The following is an 18,592-nucleotide window of genomic DNA, read 5'->3' as shown; positions in this document are numbered from 1 at the left end:
GCAGCAAAACGTTGTCTTCCAGGGATTCACCGGATCAGGGAAGTCCTATCTGGGCTGCGCGATCGCCAAGCGCGCCTGCGAGAACAGGATCCGCGCCCACTACGTACGGATGCCGGACCTCGAGGACGCATGGGTAGCCGCGCAAGACACCCCCGGCGGGTCCGGGAAGTTCCTGCGAAAGTATGCGGCCTTCACCCTGTTAGTGATCGACGAATGGTTGCTGGACAAGCCGACGGAATCGATGAGGGGCATGTTGCTGGAGCTGATGGAACGCCGTTACGGCGAGACCTCGACGGTGTTCTGCACCCAGTATCAACAAAAGGACTGGCACCAACGCCTCGGCTCCGGCGTCCACGCCGACGCGATCATGGACCGGATCATCCATAACACCGTCTGGGTTGAGACGGGCAACTACAACATGCGCGAGCACACGGCCCTGGCCACCAGCTGACCCAAGCGCCAGAGCGCCAGCGGTGGTGCTCAACCACACCACCGCTGGCGCTCTCCCGAACGAATAGCGGGGCTCAACCGCACGACCAGGTGGTGCTCAAAGCATCAAATACTCAGTGGTTGGCTGGGCGTCTCGATAGTGGGATGGCAGGACCATCTGGAAAGGTTGCCAATCGATGAGGTCTCAATCATGCATGCTGCTGGATTGTGTGGCTTCACTTTTCGAGGAGCAAAAGTCGTTGTGGACACCCGGCTACGAATGGGTCGGCGGGCAGGTCTTGGCCGACGAATCCGTCGTGATCCTCTACCGAGAATGGGCACCAGGACCCATCCTCGGACGGCGATACGTGCTCCCCGAATTCAAAGCGATGTTTGAAGACCACCTGTCGATCAAGGACCTTGCTCAAATCATCGCGACGTACGAGATCAGTGACCCCACCGGCCGGGGAGAAATTTTCCCAGTGAATTGGGCAGCCGGCCTCGTGCCCCCTGGCCAGCGTGTTGAATGGACCGGAATCTACCCACGCCAGCTACCAGCACCTTGAGTCGAACAAGCGCCCCTTCTTGAAATGCCAATAACACCCTGCTCTGTCAACCACGAAACGCGGAGTTTGCCGACCTGGTTCAGAGGAACGTCGATGGCGGCGGGCTTTTCTTCATGGTGTGTTTGTCGAAGCTGGACTTCTGCCAAGGCCATTGCCCTGTGATCTCTAGTTCTAGTGAGAAGCTGAGGAAAGTTCGGATCAGGATGATTATTGCGAGGACACCTACGGAGTAAAAGGTTGGGGTGACTGCGACCGTGCGAATGATGTCTCCAGCGACAAGGAACTCAAGACCGAGCAAGATTGACCGTCCCAGACGTCGTCGGTAGGTGTCATAGATTTCGCGCTCTTTTCGTTTCATTAACGCCGCTGCAGCGAGCAATGTGGCCACGAGCATCCCGGCGACAATAACAAACACTCCTGCAATCTCGATGCCGGTACCGATGACTTCTACTACGTTCCCTAAATCCACCTGTTCCATCCATCTCTAACGCTCAAAGGTGCAGAGCGGTCAACGACTTGCTTCGAACCTTTATCCATCACGGGGACGTTGAGCATGCGGCTTCAGCGTGCGGCGAGCTTGTCTGCGAGAGCTGAAAGGTCTCCGGCTTCGATGTCCGGTGGGGTGAAGTAGGTGGGGTAGGAAGCGCCCGTACGGTTGATCCATGCGGTTTGCATTCCGGCGGCGTTCGCGCCGTGAATGTCCCATGGGTGCACGGCAACGAGTAATAGTTGGTTCACTGATTGGTTGAGCTCATCGGCAGCATAGTCGTATGCCTCGCGGGCTGGCTTCCAGCGGGGTGCGTTCTGGACGCTGAGTAATTGTGCGAATTTTTCGCGGACGTTGCCGCGGTTCAGTAGTTGTTCTGCCACTGACGTGGCACCGTTGCTGAGGGTCGCGAGTTCGGTGATTTGGCTGAGCGCGCTGAGCCCGGGCGCGGTGTCTGGGTGTAGCGGAAGGTTTTTGAATTGTCCCATGATGTGGTTGACCTGATCCGTGTGGTCGCCCGGTCCTGATGTTTGGCGTAGGAGGCGGTGGAGACTGTCGGTGGCGATGTCAGCGAAGGTAGGGTTGTCGCCTGTCGTTGTGAGTGCGAACCCGTCGCGGAGTAGTTCCGCGAACCATGGTCTGACAAGGGAGGCGCTCATCCCGGCATCGATGAACGCGTCTCCAAGCGGTGTCATGTCTGAAAGGGTTTCGTTGACGTCGAAAATGATAGCGGCTGGCCTTGATGTCATGTGATTAAGTCTTCCTGGCTTCGACGAGGTGCGGGTTGGTGGCTTATTCGAGATCCTGCGGATGATCTTTGAGCATCACACCCTTCTTCCCAACACCACCGAGTGTGGCACCCCGTGCATCATGTTCCGCAGTAAGCCTTCAGGAGCCTGTGGTCGGGAATGGGGCATGATTAGTGGGCTTCAGAACGGCCGCGGAAGTAGGTCCTGGCAGGCTTGCTCGCAGCGGCGGCATTCCTCGGCAGCAATCCGGCAGGATGGGTAGGTCGCGGCGTGTTTTTCATTTTCCATAGCACTTGTGGTGCAGAAGTCTCTACATGCCATCAGGATTGTCTTCAGCAGGTTGCCGTCGACGTCGGTCAGCCGAGACAGGAACCGGCCGGTGGTGACGCAAAGTTCAGCGCAGTCCAAATTTAGACGAATACACTTCCGCAATTCAGTTACTGTCTCTTCTGCCATGCAGGCGTCCGCGCAGGCGTCGCTTGCCTGTGCGCAGGAGAAGGCAGCTTCAATGCATGCGCCCAGCGCTTCGGCCAACAATGGCTCACCGTCAGGGTGTGCGGCCATCATGGATCTAGCTGTACTCATAGTTTCTCCCTCAGAAGTGCCGTCATATTCAGACTTTTCAATATTGCGACTGTTCATTTCAGCACCTTCGTCGCCGAATGGTCCCGGATGCTGGTCAGCCCGGGGTCTGTGTCGGAGATTACCGTTCCGATGAGGATTTCCGAGCGTAGGGTGCGGTGGACTGGGCACTTATCGGCGATTTCGCGCAATTTTTGACGCTGATCCTCGTTGAGGTCGCCGTCGAAGCGGATGACCCGTTCGATTCGGTCCAACATGCCGGTTTCGGTTTCGCAGTCGGCGCAGTCCTGTGCGTGGATTCGGCTGTGTCGCAGCGAAACCGTCACCTTTCCTAGCGGCCATTTCTTGCGGTCAGCGTACATTCTGATAGTCATCGATGTGCAAGCGCCTAGGCCTGCGAGCAGGAAATCATAGGGCGACGGGCCGGTATCGGTACCGATCGGGGCGGGTTCGTCCGCGTTCAACCGGTGCTCGCCGACCATCACCTGCTGGGCGAATGTTCCCGCTCCGGTCTCAGCCACGACGACGAGGCCTTCAGCCGGGCCGTCAGCTGCGGAAGGAAGATCCGGCTCCGGGGGCGCGGCGAAGGCGAATCGGCGGGCCCACGTCGCGAGCATTGAAGCAGCGAACACAGCATCGGCAGGGTTGGTGAGTAGATGGTCGGCCCCATCGAGGGCAACGAACGACTTCGGGTGACGAGCAGTCTCGTAGATGCGTCGTGCGTTATCCGCGTCCACGGTCGTATCACTGGGCGAATGCATGACCAGCAGCGCCGAGCCTAGATGACGGATGCGGTCGGCTTGCGGCTGCGCGGCAATATCGTCGAGGAATTGCCGGCGGATGCGGAACGTTCTGTCGCCGAGGATAACGTCTGCCTCCCCTGAGGTTTCAATCTCTGCCCGGCTCTCCCCCAACAGATGCACAAGGTGGTCGGGGTCAGCTGGGGCGCCGATGGTGACTACCGCCCGCACCTCAGGTATTTGAGCGGTAACGGCGAGCACCGCGGCCCCACCGAGCGAGTGCCCAATCAGAATCGACGGGGCCGCGAAACCCTTGCGAAGATAGTCTGCAGCGTGAATTAGGTCTTCAATGTTCGAGCTGAAGTTCGTATTGGCGAAGTCGCCACCGGATTGACCGAGCCCAGTGAAGTCGAATCGTAGAACGGCGATATCGTAGTCAGTGAGCGCCCGGGAAATCCTGGAAGCTGCGAGCACATCCTTGCTGCAGGTGAAGCAATGCGCGAATAAGGCGTAGGCCACGGGCCTCGACTCCGGCAGATCAAGCCGCGCCGCAAGCAACGCCCCCTGGGAGCCGAGGAATTCGACTTTCTCGCTATGCCTGGCCATTGCTGCTCATTTCTGTTGTCTTTCGTGCCGATCACACCGACGCGATCGTTCCCGTGGAGGATTTTCGAGTCCATCGGGGGTTCGTCGAGGCTTCAGCGAACAATATGTGTCACCTGCCCAAAGTTCTGTGTTCTCGAATACAGTTCTTCCGCGGCAGGTCTCAGTGTTCTGGAACCGTCACGTCAGCTACTCGACGAGGATCCGGACAATAGCACATCTGGTTCCTCTTGCGGCTCGGTCTGGGAACGGTGTCCTGGCTTACAGAACAATGTGCTGTGGACGTTTAGCGTTTGGAGGGAATTCCGTTGGGGATTCACCGCCCATCTGAGGAGAGCCATGCAATTTGACCCGTCCACGACAGCACTCGTACTGACCGACCCACAAAACGATTTCCTCAGCCCCGACGGTGTCACCTGGGAGTTGGTCGGCAACAGTGTCCAGGAGAACAACACTGTCCAGCACATCGATCAGCTGCTCGCCGCGTCGAAAACCGCCGGCTACGAGGTGTTCATTTCACCGCACTACTACTTCCCGCATGACCACCTCTGGGAGTTCGGCGGAACCCTGGAAACGAAGATGCACGAGATCGGAATGTTCAACCGTCCCGGTCCGCTGAACTTGGATGGTTTCGAAGGTTCCGGCGCTGATTGGCTGGAACAGTACAAGCCATACATTCAGGATGGAAAGACCGTCGTGTGCAGTCCTCATAAGGTGTACGGACCCGAACAAAACGACCTGGTACTGCAATTACGTAAGCGTGGGATCAGCAAAGTGATCCTCGCGGGAATGTCGGCCAACCTCTGCATCGAAAGCCACCTACGGGAACTGTTGGAGCAGGGGTTCGACGTGGCAGTGGTCTCTGACGCCACGGCGGCCGCGCAACACCCCGAGCTGGGAGACGGGTATGCCGCCGCGATGACTAATTTCAATTACATCGCGGGAGCCGTGATGACCACCCACGAGGCCCTCACTGCTATCTCCGCCTGAACTCGGCGACGCCCGGGCAGCATTTTTCTTCCAGACCCCGTCCACTCTAAGGAGTAATCCGATGGCAACCATTGACATCACCAGCAAGACCTTCGAATCAGTCCTCGACACGAATGAGATCGTTCTGATCGACTTCTGGGCCGGCTGGTGTGCACCCTGCCGCATGTTCGCCCCCACCTACAGTGCAGCATCCGACAACCACCCGGATGTTGCATTCGCGAAAGTCGACACGGAAGCCGAACAAACACTCGCCGCGCAGGCTGGCATCAGCTCCATACCCACCTTGATGGCTTTCCGTGACAAGGTGCTGGTCTTCTCACAGCCAGGAGCGATCGACGCGGCCGCCCTTGAACAAGTCATCGCCGATGTCAGAGCTCTCGACATCCAAGCCATCCGTCAGGGTCTCGTGGAGGGCGAATCCCGAGTTGGCAGCTAGCTGGTAAGACATACCAATCACACGACAGGCAGGACCAGTACATGATTTATGAACATGCTCAACTCACTATCCGTCCCGACGGGCATGAAGAATTCCGTGCCACCTATCCCGCTATCCGGGAGAACCTCCTCGGGGTTCAAGGATGCCGCTCGGTAGACCTTCATCCCAGCGTCGACCAGCCCGACGTGTATCTGCTTCGTGTCGGATGGGACTCGCTGAGCGACCACACCGAAGTTTTTCCGGAGACCGAGGAGGGCCGCACCGTATTGGCCTTACTCAAAGCTCATGTCACCTCCGTGGAAATGATTCATTTTGACGGGGACACGGTCGATCCTCACTAGATGTCGGCAGCGGGTGGTCAATCCACGCCGGATTGCGTGGATTGACCACCCGTTTTTGCCCCTCGGTTTTGTGCCCCTTAGTTTTTTACTCGTAAGGGAAGCAGGATGCGTAGTTCCCTGTTTTCGGCGGGGTCCAGGACGGAGTGTTGGGTGCAGGCTGGCACGAGTTGGCCGGTCTGCGGGTGGGCCATGGTGTACATGCAGGCTCCGAGCCGTTCCTGGGCTTCGCGGACAGCGGGGTCATCGCTGACCTTGCCTTGTTCCATGAGCGCCCACGCGGGCGCAACGACTTCGGCGTCAATGAAGTTATGCACAACGAAGGTTTTGATGCCGAGACGCTTGCTCCGCCATGCACGCCAGATTGTCCGGATTCCTCCGGCCCGTCTGATGATGCGCCGGGCGAGCCCGGCGAGAACCGCCACGTCGCCAGGGTGTCGCAAAGCTGCACGCAGGACACGCGCTGCAAGGACCAACCTCGGTTGGCCTCCGAAAAACATGCCGCCGTGGTGGTCGAGCAGTCGGTCGCGGGCGGCAATATCTTCCGGGTCGGCCGGGTCGATCGCGACCGCAAAAGTGCCTCCCGCTGATACTCCTGTCGTATAGCGATTGCATCGCGGGTCACCGAACTGGGTGCCCTGCCAGGGGAGCTTCTGGCCAGCACCGTGTTCAATTTGCTCCCACACTTTGTCGATGCTGACCTCGCCGAAATCCTCTTTCCAGCGGCGGTCATCCCCCATGAAAGCAGCAGGCTGGAAAGAGAGCATGTTGTAGGGCATCGGCAGCACCGATGCGGTCACCCCAGCGACTTCGTCAAGGTTCGACGGGGTCACGGTCATGTTGTGGGCGAGATAGGAATCCACCCCGTAGTCGCGTCGGAGATCCGCGAACATTTCCGTGAACTTCAGTCGGAAGGGTTCCAGTTCGTCTTCGCTACGCGGCCGGACGGCGCCTCGCCGTCCCCTCATCAAAGAATCAAAATGGGCGGCGAAGGACACCCGGTCGAACCGCGGTTTCCCATCCGGGCCGAAGACCACCGCCAAAAGGTAGGCGTAATCAAAGTCGCCGTGGGTCATGGACATGGGTTCGCGACCGTTGGCGCTCATCAGGTGCAGCGCCGCGGCATGGTCGTCCGCCTCTAACAGGCTCACCTCGCCACCGATGAGCTGTGCGTGGGCGCGGGGACCGCGAACACTGCGAAGATACTCCATCTGCCTGGCCACCTCGCTGAGGGTGTGAGGACCATCCACACGAACCTGGTTAGCCTCCGCCGAGTGATAACAGGGTGAACAGGTCAGATTACATTTGGGGAAAACCCCGTGAGTCCCTTCGCACCCGACGGCCCCCCGGCCCAGCAACTGGTTCGGGGTCTTAACATGATCAGGAAGAGCATCCCAGCGAGCCTGCATCGCGGCCCGGGACTCCGGATGCACGGGTCGGGTGCGTAATTCCAGTTCCGCCAGGAAATCCAGGATCATGAGCTACTTCCTTCACCTAATCAACCACTTCGCTGTGCTGAGTGTGTGTCCTGCCTACCCCTGCTCCGGCACTTGAGTGCAGTCCCGGTGTCGCCTCCTCAGTGCGACAACCATACGCTCCGACGGTCTGCGGTTAGGTGCCTGCCCTGCGCGTTCCGGCACGGATTTGCAGGTGTCCGCCACGGGCGGAGGCCGCCAAGACGTCAGCGCAGTCCCGCTCCGCTGCAGTCCAGGGGTGTGCGTCAATGTCGGATCCGCCGAGCCAGCATGCCGTTTTGGCCAAAGGCGTCAGGACAGTGGCCAGGCCGACAGGTTTTTGCATGTCCACCACGCAGAGGGACGCCCCGGGTGCGGCGAGTGAGACCATGGTGGTCCACGCGGCTTCCCAGTCCTTCATCAGGGACAGTGCGTAGGTGGCCAGGACGGCGTCGGATTGTGCCCGGCCTCCCTCGGCTGCGATCCGGGATCCTATGTCGGTGGGTGACACAGCGGTTGCGTCGGCCTGGATGAGGATGATGTTGGTCCAGCCGTTGCGCTCTGCTCGTCGGCGGGCCTGGACCAGCATTTCTGGGCTGCGGTCGATTCCGATAATGGTGCCACCCGGGGTGACCTGGCCCTGGAGGAGACTGAAGTTCAGCCCGGTACCGCAGCCGACGTCGAGCACCTGGGCCCCGGGCCGTTGGCGGAGCATGTTGATGCCGATTTTGCGGCCGGCCCGGTAGACCGGGTATTCGCCGGACATCGCGTCGTAGAACCGTGCGAAGGTGCTGTATTTATCGGCGATCGGGATCACTCCGTGGCAAGTCGTGGTTCCGCGCGCCGGCGGAGTTGGTGGTGATCTCAGCCTAGGCTAAGAGGGTATCGGACCGGCAAAGTGAAAAGGGTATCCTGGTGGAAGACAGCACCGAAGTAGTTGATCTGTTGGTCATCGGCGGCGGGACCGCGGGCATCGTGGGTGCGAAAACCGCTGCCCGTCTGGGTGCCCGCACAGTGTTGGTGGAATATGCCCGCACCGGTGGGGACTGCCTCTGGACGGGCTGCGTACCCTCCAAAACGCTCCTATCCGCCGGACACTCAGCCACTGAGCGGACCCATTCCGGTGCCAGTACCGATTTCGCGGCTGTCCGCCAACGTATCTCGAGCGCCATCGCTGCGATCGAACCGGAGGATTCCCCGGCCGCCCTTGAATCGGCGGGAGTCACTGTTATCTCCGGAAAGGCGCGCTTCACCGGTCCGGGTGAAGCCAATGTTGACGGCATGACTATACGTTTTCGGCAGGCTCTCATCGCGACCGGCAGCGCGCCAACACTTCCCTCTATTCCTGGACTGGGCGACGCACCTGTGGTCGTCACCTCAGAGACCATCTGGGACCTGGAAACCCTTCCGGAGCGACTGGCCGTGATCGGAGGTGGCCCGATTGCGTGTGAGCTGGGGCAGGCGTTCGCCCGGCTCGGCTCACAGGTGGTGATCCTTGCACGCTCGGAGATCCTGCCCAAGGAAGACCGGGACGCAGCGGCCCTGGTCCGCGAGAGTCTGCGATCCGACGGGGTGCAGGTCATCGAGCACGCCGCCGTGGACCGGCTCAGCAACGACGGCACCGGCGCCGCAACCGTGGTCCATGCCGGCGACGGCCAAAAGTTCCCTGCGGACGTCATCCTCGCCGCGACAGGTAGGAAGGCCAGGACGCAGGGTCTGGGCCTTGACCTGGTCGGCGTGACCTGCGATGAATCCGGCCAGGTGGTGGTCGACACGTCAATGCGCACATCCAACCGAACCATCTGGGCAGCAGGCGACGTCACCACTTACCCTGAGTTCACCCATCTCGCTGGGGTGCACGCCAGCACCGCCGCTTCCAACGCGGTCCTCGGTCTTGGCAGGAAGGTCAGTGGGGTCATGCCGCGGGTCACCTTCACCTCCCCTGAAGTCGCCGCCGTCGGCGTCACCGAGGCCAGCACCAAGACTCAGACAACATCGACCATTCAGCACGCTCACACCGATCGTGCCATCACCGAGGAGCAAACTACCGGGTTCACGCGGATCATCATCGGCAAGGGCGGTCGCATCCTGGGTGGGACGATTGTCGGCCCGAGGGCCGGAGAATCCCTGGCCGAGCTCACTCTTGCTGTGAAGCAGGGGCTCAGTACCCGCGCCCTGGCCGGTGTCACACACCCCTATCCGACGTACAACGATGCGTTGTGGAATGCGGCGATAGCTCATGCCCGGTCAGGTCTGGAATCGCCGGCGGCGAAGATTGCGGTCAAAGCCCTTGCTGGTTTCAACCGATGGCGAACCGACCGGTTAGAACCTCACAGAAACGCGCAGTAGCAGCGGTACTTATCGGGTCGCTTCAGGCCAGGGTTCGGTAGCCGGCGACAATTCGTTGTGCTGCGCTGATCAGGACCAGGCCTGCCCACACCGAGGCTATCTGCCAGGCCGCGACGGGGAAGAGTAGCCATAAGCTGTGGACCAGGACGGTCTCCGCTCCTTCTGCGAGTCCGTCGAGGAAGGATAACGACCGGCCATCGTCGATCTGGCGGCCATTCTTTTCCGCGATAGACGAGAACGCCAGAAACACGCTGCCGTTGATGTAATAGGCGAAGAGCACCAGCAGGAACGGCAGCCAAGGGGCTCCGAACTGTGCCGTTGCGCCGACTGCCACTCCGATGACTGTAGCGCCGTACACGACGAAATCCGCGGAAATGTCCCAGAACCCGCCCTGACCGGCGTCGTGGTTCGATCCTGGTTGTGTGGCGCGTCGCCGGGCCAGCGGACCATCCAGGCCGTCCGCGACCCGGCACAGCACCCAGGCGATGAGGGCTGGGAACCACCATTGGGCTGCCGCAAAACCTGCGGAGGCTAATCCCAGCGCAAGGTTCAGACCGGTCAACCGGTTCGGACTCAGCCAGGGCACATCCAGGGCTGCCGCCGCACGGTCCAGCATGGGCGCCAGCAGCAGCCGTAACCGGGTATCAAACATCAGCGTTCCTTATTTTCCGCCGGGCCCGGAGGGCGAGAATGACTCCGGTGAGAGTCAGCCCTCCCAGGACGACCAGTGCTAGTTGGGCCGGCCAGCCCAGTTCGAGACCATATGCGCCCAGAGCCAGGAAGCTCACCGTCCCGGGAAGGATGCCGATCATCGTTCCAAGGAAATAGGGCCACCATCCGAGCGCTGTCAGTCCGGCAGAGTAATTGATCGCGGTGAAGGGCAGCACCGGGATCAGCCGGACCCCGATGACGGCCACGAAGCCGCGTTTGGCCAGGAGCGCATCAACCTTGGCAACACGGGTGCCGGTGAATTTTTCGACCGCGTCCCTGCCCAGCGCGCGTCCCAACCAGAACGCGGCGGACGCTCCGATCATCGCGGCACAGTAGACGATCACCAGCCCTGGCCCGAACCCGAACAATATGCCGGCCGCGATGGAGAGGATGTTTTTGGGAAGAGGTGCGAGGGTCAGGGCTGCGTACCCGGCCATGAATCCCACCGGCCCCCACCAACCAGCCCGGTCCACCAGGTCGCGCATCTCGTTCACGTGCGGGATAGGCACGAAGAGCACAACGATGGTTGCCCCGATAATGACGGTAAACAAAATTGCGAGTCTGCGGATCGGCGTTACAGGCCGGGGGCGGGCGCGCATAGGTTCTCTCGCATAGTCTTTCTGCAATCCACTGGTCAGGTGCCGGTTCGGGTGTCGGCCCGCTATCGAGGATACTTGAAGCTGCAAACCCGACTTTCCGAAGGATCCCCTGTGTCCCCCTCCCCTACCCCCCACGCGCGCTGGCGTTCTCGTCTGTCTGTGGCCGCAATCCTCGCACTAGGGCTGACCGCCTGCTCTGGTGCCAGCGTTGAGCCCGCCGAGAATTTTGGTACCTTCGACGAGGTTCTCGCAGCAGCACAGGGGCAGACAGTGGATCTGTGGATGTTCGGCGGAGACGCGAAAGGCAACGCCTATGTCGATGACATACTTGCACCCGCGGCACAGGACCAGGGCGTCACGCTGCGCCGCGTCCCCATCGCTGACACCCCTGACGCGCTGAACCGGGTTCTGAGCGAACTCCAGGCTGGCCGCGGTGACGGGTCGGTGGACCTGATCTGGGCTAACGGCTCCACCTTCAGCACCGGCAAACAGGCGGAAGCCTGGCAGTGTGGCTGGACCGATCTGCTCCCGAACATGCAGTACACCGACCCCGACGATCCCTTGCTGTTAAATGACTTTGGCACCCCGGTGGACGGCTGCGAAGCTCCCTGGCATAAAGCGCAGTTCACGTTCTTCTACAACTCGGACGCCATCACCGACCCGCCCACCTCGCTTCAAGGCATCCTCGACTGGGCGCAAGCCAATCCGGGCAGGTTCACCTACCCGGGGCCACCGGACTTCACCGGCAGCGTCTTTTTGCGAGAGGTCATGCTCAGCACCGCTGGCGGCGCCGATCAGGTGCCGCTGCCCTATTCTCAGGCGGCGTTTGACCAGTACGCGCCCGCAGCACTCCGAGCGCTCACGGAGCTTGAACCGTCGCTTTGGAGGGAAGGCGCCACCTACCCGCGGGACGAACAGGCGCTGAACACCCTCTTCGCCGACGGCGAAGTGGACGTCGCCATGACCTACGGCCCCGCCACCCTGACCGATCTGGTCGCATCAGGTGCACTACCGCCGTCAACCAAGGTCTTGACCTTGGAGGAGGGCACGGTAGGCAATGCAAGCTTCCTCGCTCTGCCGGTAAACGCCGCAGATGCCGCAGGGGCCATGGTGGTCGCCAACATTGCCCTATCGCCGGAACAGCAGGCCGCGAAGGCAGATCCCGGAACGTGGGGACAGTTCACCGCGCTCGACACGGATCTCCTCACCCCAACCCAACAAAACCTCTTCGAACAGCTGCCGGAATCGCCGATCGTCCCGGACTATGAGGAACTCTCACGCAATGCCCACGGTGAGCTGGCTTCAGAATGGGTGCCAGCTCTGAATGAGGCGTGGCGGCAAGACATCGCCACAGCCCCATGACCAGAAGGCGGGCCCCGACCACCCGACGCGCGGCGCTTCTCGCTTTGCCTGCAGTAGTCCCTATCGTCCTCGTCGTTGGGGTCTCGCTGACCGCCGCAGCATTGCAAAGCTTCGGACTGATGCCCTTTATCGGTCCTCCGCAATTCAGCGCGGACGCCTGGACCAGGGATGCTGATGAACTGGTCCGGTCAACCCTCACCTCTACCTACGTCGCTATGGTTTCCACACTGCTCTCCCTGGTGGTCGGGTTTGTGCTTGCCACCTATGTGCTCGCCATACCCAGGATGGGCCGAATAGTTGAGGCTTTGAGTGCCGCAACGATCCCTATTCCCCATGTGATCGGGGCAGGGGCTATCGGACTGCTGCTCTCCGACAGCGGATTCCTTGAACGACTGCTCGGGATGCCCGAGGCATTCCCCGCACTGGTCTCCGGACCCTGGTTCGTGGCCGTCATCGCCGAGTACGCCTGGAAAGAGTCCGCCTTCGTAGCCCTGGTCGTTCTCGGAAGTATCTCGCGCTCGGTCGGCGACCTCTGCGACGCCGCTGCCACTCTCGGCGCGTCTGCGGGCCAGCGTATCGTCCGGGTGGTCCTGCCGCTCTCGGCGCCCTCGCTGGCCGTCTCCGCGGCAATCGTATTTGTGTACACCCTCGGGTCCTACGAAGCCGCGTGGCTGCTCGGACCGACCTCTCCCGAACCGCTTCCGGTTCGAGCCGTGAGGCTGTTTACCTCCGTCGATCTCGCTGCGCGTCAGCAAGCAATGGCGACCGCCCTGGTATCCGTGGCCGTGAGCGCAGCAGTGATCATCATAGCGATCCTGGTGCTTCGTCGTCATCGGAGCCTGAGTTGATACCCGTCTTGCAGCCGGCGTCAACGTCGATGCGCCGGACCCTCCCCGGAGGGTTCCCCATGCGGGTCATCCTGGGTTGTTTGCTTGTGGTGTGGATCGTGGCGCCGATGGTGCCGGTACTCCTGTGGTCGGTCGCCGGTCAATGGCGCGCCCCGGCCGTCCTGCCGTCGTCGTACTCACTGCAAGGCTTCACAGCCCTCGCCACCCCAGACACCGCACGGGCTGCCGCATCTTCGCTTTCCCTGGGTTTGGGAGTAGCCGTGATCGCGACACCGCTGGGCTACCTGGGAGCCCTCGCCGTCCGCGCGCTGCCTCCCATGCCCAGCCGGTTCGTCGAGTTTGTCCTGCTGGCCCCGTTAGCCATCCCACCGTTCGCTTTGGTGATGGGCATCAACGTTGCCCTCCTGCGTCTCTACGTTTCACCACCATTAGGGGTGACCCTGGTCCTGGTGGTGACAGCGCTGCCCTACACGGCGTTCATGTTCCGCAGCGCCCTGGCAGGCTACGACCACCGGTTCGAGGAGGTCGCACGTTCACTGGGCGCTTCCCCGGGCCAGGCGGCCCGCCATGTCCGCTACCACCTGCTTGCCGGCGCAGCCGCCCGGGCTTTTTTCCTGGCATTCCTTGTCGGCTGGGGCGACTACATCACCACCTTGCTCATCGGTGGAGGACAACTGCGCACCCTGCCCCTCCTGCTCGGATCCGCTGCCTCGGCGACTGGAAACGAACAACTCACCGCAGCGCTGTCGGTGGCCATCATCTTGCCTCCACTAATCCTGCTCGCAGGACTCACCCTGCCCGCCGCAAGGAGAAAGCGACAATGAGCTCCCACCTCGAATTCCAGAGCATCTCCCGCTCCTACGGCGACGCTGAGGTACTTCACCAGATTTCGCTGACCGTTCAGCCGTCAGGCTGTGTTGCACTGCTGGGAGCCTCCGGCTGCGGAAAAACCACCCTCCTGAGGATCGCCGCAGGACTGGATGAACCATCATCGGGTGAGGTGCTCGTTGATGGGGAAAACCTCACCGGTGTCCCATCGGAGGAGCGTGGCGTTGCCCTGGTGTTCCAGAAACCGCTGCTGTTTCCGCACCTGAGTGTGGTGGACAACGTGGCGTTCTCCGCCAAAATGGCAGGACAGTCCCGCAAAGCATCCCGTGAGCATGCCATGACGTACCTGAAACTGGTGAAGCTGGCAGACCTTGCGCACCGATCCCCTGGGAAACTCTCCGGCGGGCAGGAGCAGCGCGTCGCACTGGCCCGCGCATTAGCGAGGACCCCCCGCATCCTTTTGCTCGATGAACCGTTCAGTTCCCTCGATTCCAGGCTGCGAGACGATATGTACTCGCTGATGGATGATATCCGCGCCGAGCTCGCTCCGACGATTATTCTGGTGACCCACGACCGTCGGGAGGCGTCGATCCTCGCCGATTCGATCGCGGTCCTGGATAGCGGGTGGATCCTGCAGCATGGTCCCGTCTCCCAATTGCACTATCAACCGGCGACGTTGGCGGTCAATAGGATTCTGGGAGGCCTCAATGCCGTACCGGGGAGGCTGGTTGAAGGCGTCCATCACTCGGCGCTGGGCCGGTTCCCCGTGCAGCCAGGACTCAGGGACGGTCCCGCGTTCCTGACCGTCCGACAGGAAGCCATCCGCATCGTCGCACCAGCCGACGGGTCAGCAATGGGATCCGTGACTGGGTTGAAATCGTTAGGCGCCCACACGTTAGTCCACGTCACCGGCCACGGACCGAACCAACCCAACAGGCCCACGGCTGTGCTCACCATCGAGGTCCCGGGCGACCCCGGCATACGGATCGGTCAGGATGTCGGATTACAACTCGTCAACGCCACCGGGTGGGCAGTCACCCGGTAGCAGTTGGGCACAGAATTCCGTTGCCAGGGCTAACTGTGTCCTAGATTGCAGAACTGTCCGTGCCGTCCTGTCTATCGTCGGTAGTTACCAAAGATAGGAAGGCAAGGACATGAGTTCAGCACATAGCGGGACGCGGGGGAAAAGATCCGCGACTGACCCCGGCACGTCCATGGGAACGCGTCTCATGGCCGGGGTCGTAGGCGGTCTTGCCGGCGGGGTCGTTTTCGGGGTCCTGATGGCCATGATGGGTATGCTAGGCATGATTGCCTCACTGGTTGGCTCAAGTTCGGCAATCGTCGGCTTCCTGGTACACCTGGTGATTTCGGTTCTGATCGGCCTAGCGCTGACGATACCCGGTGCTGGAGTGCTGACAAAGGGCCTGATCATCAGCGCCGTCGTGGGCCTTGTCTATGGCATGCTGTGGTGGGTTCTTGGTCCGCTGCTGATCATGCCCACCATGATGGGCATGCCACTCTTCACCCTCGACGCAGGATCCGGGGCCTCACTGATGGGGCACGCGGTGTATGGCCTTATTCTGGGACTAGTGGCAACCCTCATGATCCGACGTGGCCGGTGACCACGCCGGGTCTGAACGCCGCCTGCTCCACCACCATCGTGTCCGCGGCTAGCAAAACTACGACGCTTTGGGCACCACACGAACGGGAGGAAGAACCTTTGGCCGAAACCGGGGAACCCTTCAGCTGCCTCAACGCCGTGGAGCTCTTCGCTGACCTCACGGCCGAGGAAATGGATACCCTCGACAGGATGGCCCCGCCCCGGCTCTTTCACAGTGGTGAACTCGTCTTCAGCCAGAGTCAGCCCACTAAGGCCCTATTCATCCTCAAAGCCGGGCGGATCCGGATTTTCCGGGTTGCCGAGGACGGGAAAACCCTCACCATCGCAATCCTTGAACCCGGCGCGGTATTCGGTGAGATGCTGCTCGTCGGCATGCAAATGTACGACAACTATGCCGAAGCGCTCGAAGAATCAACCGTGTGCCAGCTCAGCGCAGCAGAAGTCGAAAACCACTTCCTCTCAAACCCGAAACTTGCGGTAAGAATCTCCCGCCTACTCGGCGAACAAGTCGCCAGGTTGGAAGAACGTCTCACCGACATGGCCCTGAGACCCCTCTCAGCCCGCACCGCCGCGACCTTACTCACACTCGCCGACGCCGCCCCCCGCAACAGATTCACGCACTCCGTCGCCGTGAAACTCACCCATGAACAGCTCGCCGGGCTGCTCGGAGCAACACGCGAAGCCACCAGCAAAACCATGTCTGACTTCGCCGCCACAAAACTGATCAGGCAAGGACGAGGCCGGATCATCATCGAAGACGCCGAAGGACTGCGCCGGACCTCCCGCACCACCTTCTAACCCCTCGGGCACCGCAACGTCAGCCCCAACGCCAAACTTTCTGTCGTGCCCGCGAAAGCCCGCCACCCCAATATCTTTCTGTAGTCACACCAAAAGAAGGAATACCCATGACCCGTATTACCGTCCACACCCCTGAAACCGCCCCCGAAGAAAGCCGCAACGAACTCGCTGCCCTCGGTAAACAGTTCGGGAAAGTCCTCAATATCCACGGCGCCATGGCCCACTCCCCCGTTGTCCTGCAGTCCTACGTCGCCCTTCAGCAGGTCATCGGCGACTACGGCACCTTCGACGCACGCACCCGGGAAGCCATTGCCCTGGTCGTCGGCAACGTCGACGAATGCACCTACTGCCAGTCCGCACACACCATGGGCGCCAAAGCCGCCGGACTCACCGAGGATCAGACCATCGCGATCCGCAAGGGCGAAATCGACTTCGACAACAAACTCTCAACGCTGCTGGAACTGGCCCGCCAGGCCACCGCAAACAAGGGAGCCGTCAAAGACGCAGACTGGCAAACCGCCCTAGACGCCGGATGGTCCGACACCGAACTCACGGAACTCTCCACCCACGTGGCCCTGAACCTATTCACCAACTACTTCAACCACCTCGTCGAAACCGACCTCGACATCCCAGCCGCACCAAGCCTCTAACTCCCCCACAAACCCATGTAGGCCCTGCCGTCCGTTCACGGCAGGGTCTACATGTCTTCCAACGGTGTAATGATGTGGCAGACATCCGCGTCGAAACAATCAGCGGGGTCAAGGCCCCGACTCGTCTCGATCAGCTCGCTGATCTCCGCGGACAAGGCAGCAAGTTCGCGTTGACGGACCTGAACATCGACAAGTTTCTGTTCGAGGAGAGCCGAAACGTGGGTGAGGTGTACTACTGATGTGAGACAGTTTTTGAAAGGATTGTGCTCATGTCTGCTCGACCAAGCTATACCGACGAGTTCAAGGCTGATGCCGTGGCCTTGGCGGATTCCTCGGAACGTTCGTTGCCCTCTGTCGCCTCTGAACTGGGCGTCTCGCTGACCGCGTTGAAACGGTGGGTCCAGCTGACCCGTGAGGCTGAGGATGGGGGTGGCGGTAAGCCCGATGACCCTGTTGATCCGGTCAAATACAAGGCTTTGGAAGCCCGGCTTCGCGAAGTCGAGAGGGAGAATGACTTCCTAAAAAAAGCAGCCGCGTTCTTCGCCAGAGAACAACGGTAGAGGACCTCTACCGCCTTGTTCAGGAGAAGAACGCGCAATTCCCGGTGGCGTGGATGTGCCGGCAACTGGACGTCCCGCGGGCCTCGTATTACCGGTGGCTGGAGTCAAAGGAAACCCCGACGGCTAACCGGCACCGGGAACTGACAGAACACGTCAGGACCGTGTTCGATTCCTCCGACGGCATCTTCGGCCACCGCATGGTCCATGCGAAACTTGCCGTGGCCGGCACCGAGGTATCCGTCGGGACGGTGGCCTCGATCATGGCAGAGAACGGCTGGGTAGCCATGCGGATGCGGGCCTTCAAACGGACCACGATCCCCTCGGATCCGGACAAGGTTTTCGCTGACCTGATCGGACGGGACTTCACCTCCGATACTCCTGGCACGCGTCTGGTCGGGGACATCACCTATCTGCGTACCGATCAGGGGTGGCTGTACCTGGCCACCGTCATCGACCTGTGCACCCGCATGGTCATCGGCTGGGCCATGGCCGATCACATGCGCGCATCCCTGGTGACCGGTGCACTGAAAATGGCCCGGGACCGCGGCCACCTGCAGCCAGACGCGATTTTCCACAGCGATCGGGGCACCCAGTACACATCCCGGGAAATGGGTGCCTGGTGCACCGGGAACGACCTGCGTCAGTCTATGGGAGCTCCCGGCGTGTGCTGGGACAACGCAGTGGCCGAATCGCTGTTCTCCTCGCTGAAGAACGAGTTCTACCACCATCACCGCTTCACCACCCGACAGGACGCCAGGCGGGCCACCATGCACTACATCGAGGTGTTCAACAACCGGTGGCGGCCCCACAGCAACAACAATGGCCTGCCACCAGCGACCGCGATGGCTAACCTCACAACAGCCAATCAGCCGCTACCCGCGGCTGCCTAACC

Annotated in this window: 23 protein-coding genes and 1 pseudogene; 16 read left to right on the top strand and 8 right to left on the bottom strand. The window is 61.1% G+C overall.

Annotated features, from left to right (window positions below):
- The coding region (locus Y704_RS0100680; RefSeq protein WP_026548707.1) for an ATP-binding protein at positions 1-451 on the top strand (451 nt) is incomplete at its 5' end.
- Between the two features lie 208 nt (positions 452-659).
- On the top strand, positions 660-995 hold the full coding sequence (locus tag Y704_RS0100675; RefSeq protein WP_155850137.1) for a hypothetical protein: 336 nt from the start codon (positions 660-662) through the stop codon (positions 993-995).
- Between the two features lie 79 nt (positions 996-1,074).
- On the opposite strand, the gene Y704_RS17880 is transcribed toward Y704_RS0100675, so the two are convergent.
- From Y704_RS17880 to Y704_RS17875, 4 genes are all read right to left on the bottom strand, one after another.
- Positions 1,075-1,464, bottom strand: a complete 390-nt coding sequence (locus tag Y704_RS17880) for a DUF1622 domain-containing protein (protein ID WP_051476552.1) — start codon at positions 1,462-1,464, stop codon at positions 1,075-1,077.
- A gap of 92 nt (positions 1,465-1,556) precedes the next feature.
- Entirely contained in the window at positions 1,557-2,231 is a 675-nt protein-coding gene (locus Y704_RS0100665) for a haloacid dehalogenase type II (RefSeq protein ID WP_026548705.1), read from the bottom strand.
- Between the two features lie 180 nt (positions 2,232-2,411).
- Positions 2,412-2,873, bottom strand: a complete 462-nt coding sequence (locus Y704_RS23005; protein WP_253904167.1) for a four-helix bundle copper-binding protein — start codon at positions 2,871-2,873, stop codon at positions 2,412-2,414.
- Positions 2,870-4,159: a bifunctional alpha/beta hydrolase/OsmC family protein gene (locus Y704_RS17875; protein WP_051476551.1), complete on the bottom strand. Its 1,290-nt coding sequence runs from the start codon at positions 4,157-4,159 to the stop codon at positions 2,870-2,872. The genes Y704_RS23005 and Y704_RS17875 overlap by 4 nt, the downstream gene beginning before the upstream one ends.
- Positions 4,160-4,495: 336 nt before the next feature.
- Here Y704_RS17875 and Y704_RS17870 point away from each other — a divergent pair, with 336 nt between their 5' ends.
- The 3 genes from Y704_RS17870 (at position 4,496) to Y704_RS23000 (ending at position 5,923) form a co-directional block, all read left to right on the top strand.
- Positions 4,496-5,146, top strand: coding sequence for a cysteine hydrolase family protein (locus Y704_RS17870; protein WP_035770943.1), 651 nt, complete (start codon positions 4,496-4,498; stop codon positions 5,144-5,146).
- 61 nt (positions 5,147-5,207) lie between these two features.
- Positions 5,208-5,582, top strand: coding sequence for a thioredoxin family protein (locus tag Y704_RS0100650; RefSeq protein ID WP_026548704.1), 375 nt, complete (start codon positions 5,208-5,210; stop codon positions 5,580-5,582).
- A 41-nt stretch (positions 5,583-5,623) separates the two neighbouring features.
- Complete coding sequence (locus Y704_RS23000) at positions 5,624-5,923, top strand: antibiotic biosynthesis monooxygenase family protein (RefSeq protein WP_081747314.1); 300 nt, start codon at positions 5,624-5,626, stop codon at positions 5,921-5,923.
- A gap of 77 nt (positions 5,924-6,000) precedes the next feature.
- Here the strand turns inward: Y704_RS23000 and Y704_RS17865 are convergent, their stop codons facing one another.
- Positions 6,001-7,398 carry a hypothetical protein gene (locus Y704_RS17865; protein WP_035770942.1) on the bottom strand — a complete coding sequence of 466 codons (1,398 nt, stop codon included), beginning with the start codon at positions 7,396-7,398 and terminating at the stop codon, positions 6,001-6,003.
- 133 nt (positions 7,399-7,531) lie between these two features.
- Positions 7,532-8,191 carry a class I SAM-dependent methyltransferase gene (locus Y704_RS0100635; protein WP_051476550.1) on the bottom strand — a complete coding sequence of 220 codons (660 nt, stop codon included), beginning with the start codon at positions 8,189-8,191 and terminating at the stop codon, positions 7,532-7,534.
- A 98-nt stretch (positions 8,192-8,289) separates the two neighbouring features.
- Here Y704_RS0100635 and Y704_RS0100630 point away from each other — a divergent pair, with 98 nt between their 5' ends.
- Positions 8,290-9,723 carry a dihydrolipoyl dehydrogenase family protein gene (locus Y704_RS0100630; protein WP_035770941.1) on the top strand — a complete coding sequence of 478 codons (1,434 nt, stop codon included), beginning with the start codon at positions 8,290-8,292 and terminating at the stop codon, positions 9,721-9,723.
- Between the two features lie 22 nt (positions 9,724-9,745).
- On the opposite strand, the gene Y704_RS0100625 is transcribed toward Y704_RS0100630, so the two are convergent.
- Positions 9,746-10,375, bottom strand: coding sequence for a CDP-alcohol phosphatidyltransferase family protein (locus tag Y704_RS0100625; protein WP_026548700.1), 630 nt, complete (start codon positions 10,373-10,375; stop codon positions 9,746-9,748).
- Complete coding sequence (locus Y704_RS0100620) at positions 10,368-10,985, bottom strand: TVP38/TMEM64 family protein (RefSeq protein ID WP_162149336.1); 618 nt, start codon at positions 10,983-10,985, stop codon at positions 10,368-10,370. Before Y704_RS0100620 ends, Y704_RS0100625 begins: the two co-directional genes overlap by 8 nt.
- 207 nt (positions 10,986-11,192) lie before the next feature.
- On the opposite strand from Y704_RS0100620, the gene Y704_RS0100615 reads away from it, so the two are divergent.
- The 10 genes and pseudogenes from Y704_RS0100615 to Y704_RS17845 form a co-directional block, all read left to right on the top strand.
- Entirely contained in the window at positions 11,193-12,395 is a 1,203-nt protein-coding gene (locus tag Y704_RS0100615) for an ABC transporter substrate-binding protein (protein ID WP_026548698.1), read from the top strand.
- Between the two features lie 119 nt (positions 12,396-12,514).
- Positions 12,515-13,243 (top strand): ABC transporter permease, encoded by a 729-nt coding sequence (locus Y704_RS17860; protein ID WP_253904166.1) that lies wholly within the window; start codon positions 12,515-12,517, stop codon positions 13,241-13,243.
- A 59-nt stretch (positions 13,244-13,302) separates the two neighbouring features.
- On the top strand, positions 13,303-14,067 hold the full coding sequence (locus tag Y704_RS17855) for an ABC transporter permease (RefSeq protein ID WP_035770940.1): 765 nt from the start codon (positions 13,303-13,305) through the stop codon (positions 14,065-14,067).
- Positions 14,064-15,116, top strand: coding sequence for an ABC transporter ATP-binding protein (locus tag Y704_RS17850; RefSeq protein ID WP_051476547.1), 1,053 nt, complete (start codon positions 14,064-14,066; stop codon positions 15,114-15,116). Before Y704_RS17855 ends, Y704_RS17850 begins: the two co-directional genes overlap by 4 nt.
- Before the next feature lie 109 nt (positions 15,117-15,225).
- Positions 15,226-15,693 carry a hypothetical protein gene (locus tag Y704_RS0100595; protein WP_253904165.1) on the top strand — a complete coding sequence of 156 codons (468 nt, stop codon included), beginning with the start codon at positions 15,226-15,228 and terminating at the stop codon, positions 15,691-15,693.
- On the top strand, positions 15,690-16,490 hold the full coding sequence (locus Y704_RS0100590; protein WP_026548696.1) for a Crp/Fnr family transcriptional regulator: 801 nt from the start codon (positions 15,690-15,692) through the stop codon (positions 16,488-16,490). The genes Y704_RS0100595 and Y704_RS0100590 overlap by 4 nt, the downstream gene beginning before the upstream one ends.
- A gap of 107 nt (positions 16,491-16,597) precedes the next feature.
- The gene (locus tag Y704_RS0100585; protein WP_026548695.1) at positions 16,598-17,140 is read left to right on the top strand and encodes a carboxymuconolactone decarboxylase family protein; all 543 of its coding nucleotides are present in this window, start codon (positions 16,598-16,600) and stop codon (positions 17,138-17,140) included.
- Positions 17,141-17,214: 74 nt separating this feature from the next.
- Complete coding sequence (locus Y704_RS23695; protein WP_155850135.1) at positions 17,215-17,379, top strand: hypothetical protein; 165 nt, start codon at positions 17,215-17,217, stop codon at positions 17,377-17,379.
- 30 nt (positions 17,380-17,409) lie between these two features.
- Positions 17,410-17,700, top strand: a complete 291-nt coding sequence (locus Y704_RS0100575; RefSeq protein WP_035770944.1) for a transposase — start codon at positions 17,410-17,412, stop codon at positions 17,698-17,700.
- Between the two features lie 20 nt (positions 17,701-17,720).
- Positions 17,721-18,590: pseudogene (locus Y704_RS17845) on the top strand (IS3 family transposase); the annotation flags it as partial.
- Between the last annotated feature and the right edge of the window lie 2 nt (positions 18,591-18,592).

Source organism: Arthrobacter sp. Br18, from assembly GCF_000520555.1.
In the GTDB taxonomy this organism is placed as follows: domain Bacteria; phylum Actinomycetota; class Actinomycetes; order Actinomycetales; family Micrococcaceae; genus Arthrobacter_D.
This window is presented reverse-complemented; position numbering and strand designations above follow the sequence as displayed.

Coding starts and splice junctions, on each gene's coding strand:
- Y704_RS0100650 (WP_026548704.1), top strand. CDS start 5,208: ATGGCAACCATTGACATCACCAGCAAGACCTTCGAATCAGTCCTCGAC.
- Y704_RS0100575 (WP_035770944.1), top strand. CDS start 17,410: ATGTCTGCTCGACCAAGCTATACCGACGAGTTCAAGGCTGATGCCGTG.
- Y704_RS17865 (WP_035770942.1), bottom strand. CDS start 7,398: ATGATCCTGGATTTCCTGGCGGAACTGGAATTACGCACCCGACCCGTG.
- Y704_RS17860 (WP_253904166.1), top strand. CDS start 12,515: ATGCCCTTTATCGGTCCTCCGCAATTCAGCGCGGACGCCTGGACCAGG.
- Y704_RS0100595 (WP_253904165.1), top strand. CDS start 15,226: ATGAGTTCAGCACATAGCGGGACGCGGGGGAAAAGATCCGCGACTGAC.
- Y704_RS17855 (WP_035770940.1), top strand. CDS start 13,303: ATGCGGGTCATCCTGGGTTGTTTGCTTGTGGTGTGGATCGTGGCGCCG.
- Y704_RS17875 (WP_051476551.1), bottom strand. CDS start 4,159: ATGGCCAGGCATAGCGAGAAAGTCGAATTCCTCGGCTCCCAGGGGGCG.
- Y704_RS17870 (WP_035770943.1), top strand. CDS start 4,496: ATGCAATTTGACCCGTCCACGACAGCACTCGTACTGACCGACCCACAA.
- Y704_RS0100585 (WP_026548695.1), top strand. CDS start 16,598: ATGACCCGTATTACCGTCCACACCCCTGAAACCGCCCCCGAAGAAAGC.
- Y704_RS23000 (WP_081747314.1), top strand. CDS start 5,624: ATGATTTATGAACATGCTCAACTCACTATCCGTCCCGACGGGCATGAA.
- Y704_RS0100665 (WP_026548705.1), bottom strand. CDS start 2,231: ATGACATCAAGGCCAGCCGCTATCATTTTCGACGTCAACGAAACCCTT.
- Y704_RS0100625 (WP_026548700.1), bottom strand. CDS start 10,375: ATGTTTGATACCCGGTTACGGCTGCTGCTGGCGCCCATGCTGGACCGT.
- Y704_RS17850 (WP_051476547.1), top strand. CDS start 14,064: ATGAGCTCCCACCTCGAATTCCAGAGCATCTCCCGCTCCTACGGCGAC.
- Y704_RS23005 (WP_253904167.1), bottom strand. CDS start 2,873: ATGAACAGTCGCAATATTGAAAAGTCTGAATATGACGGCACTTCTGAG.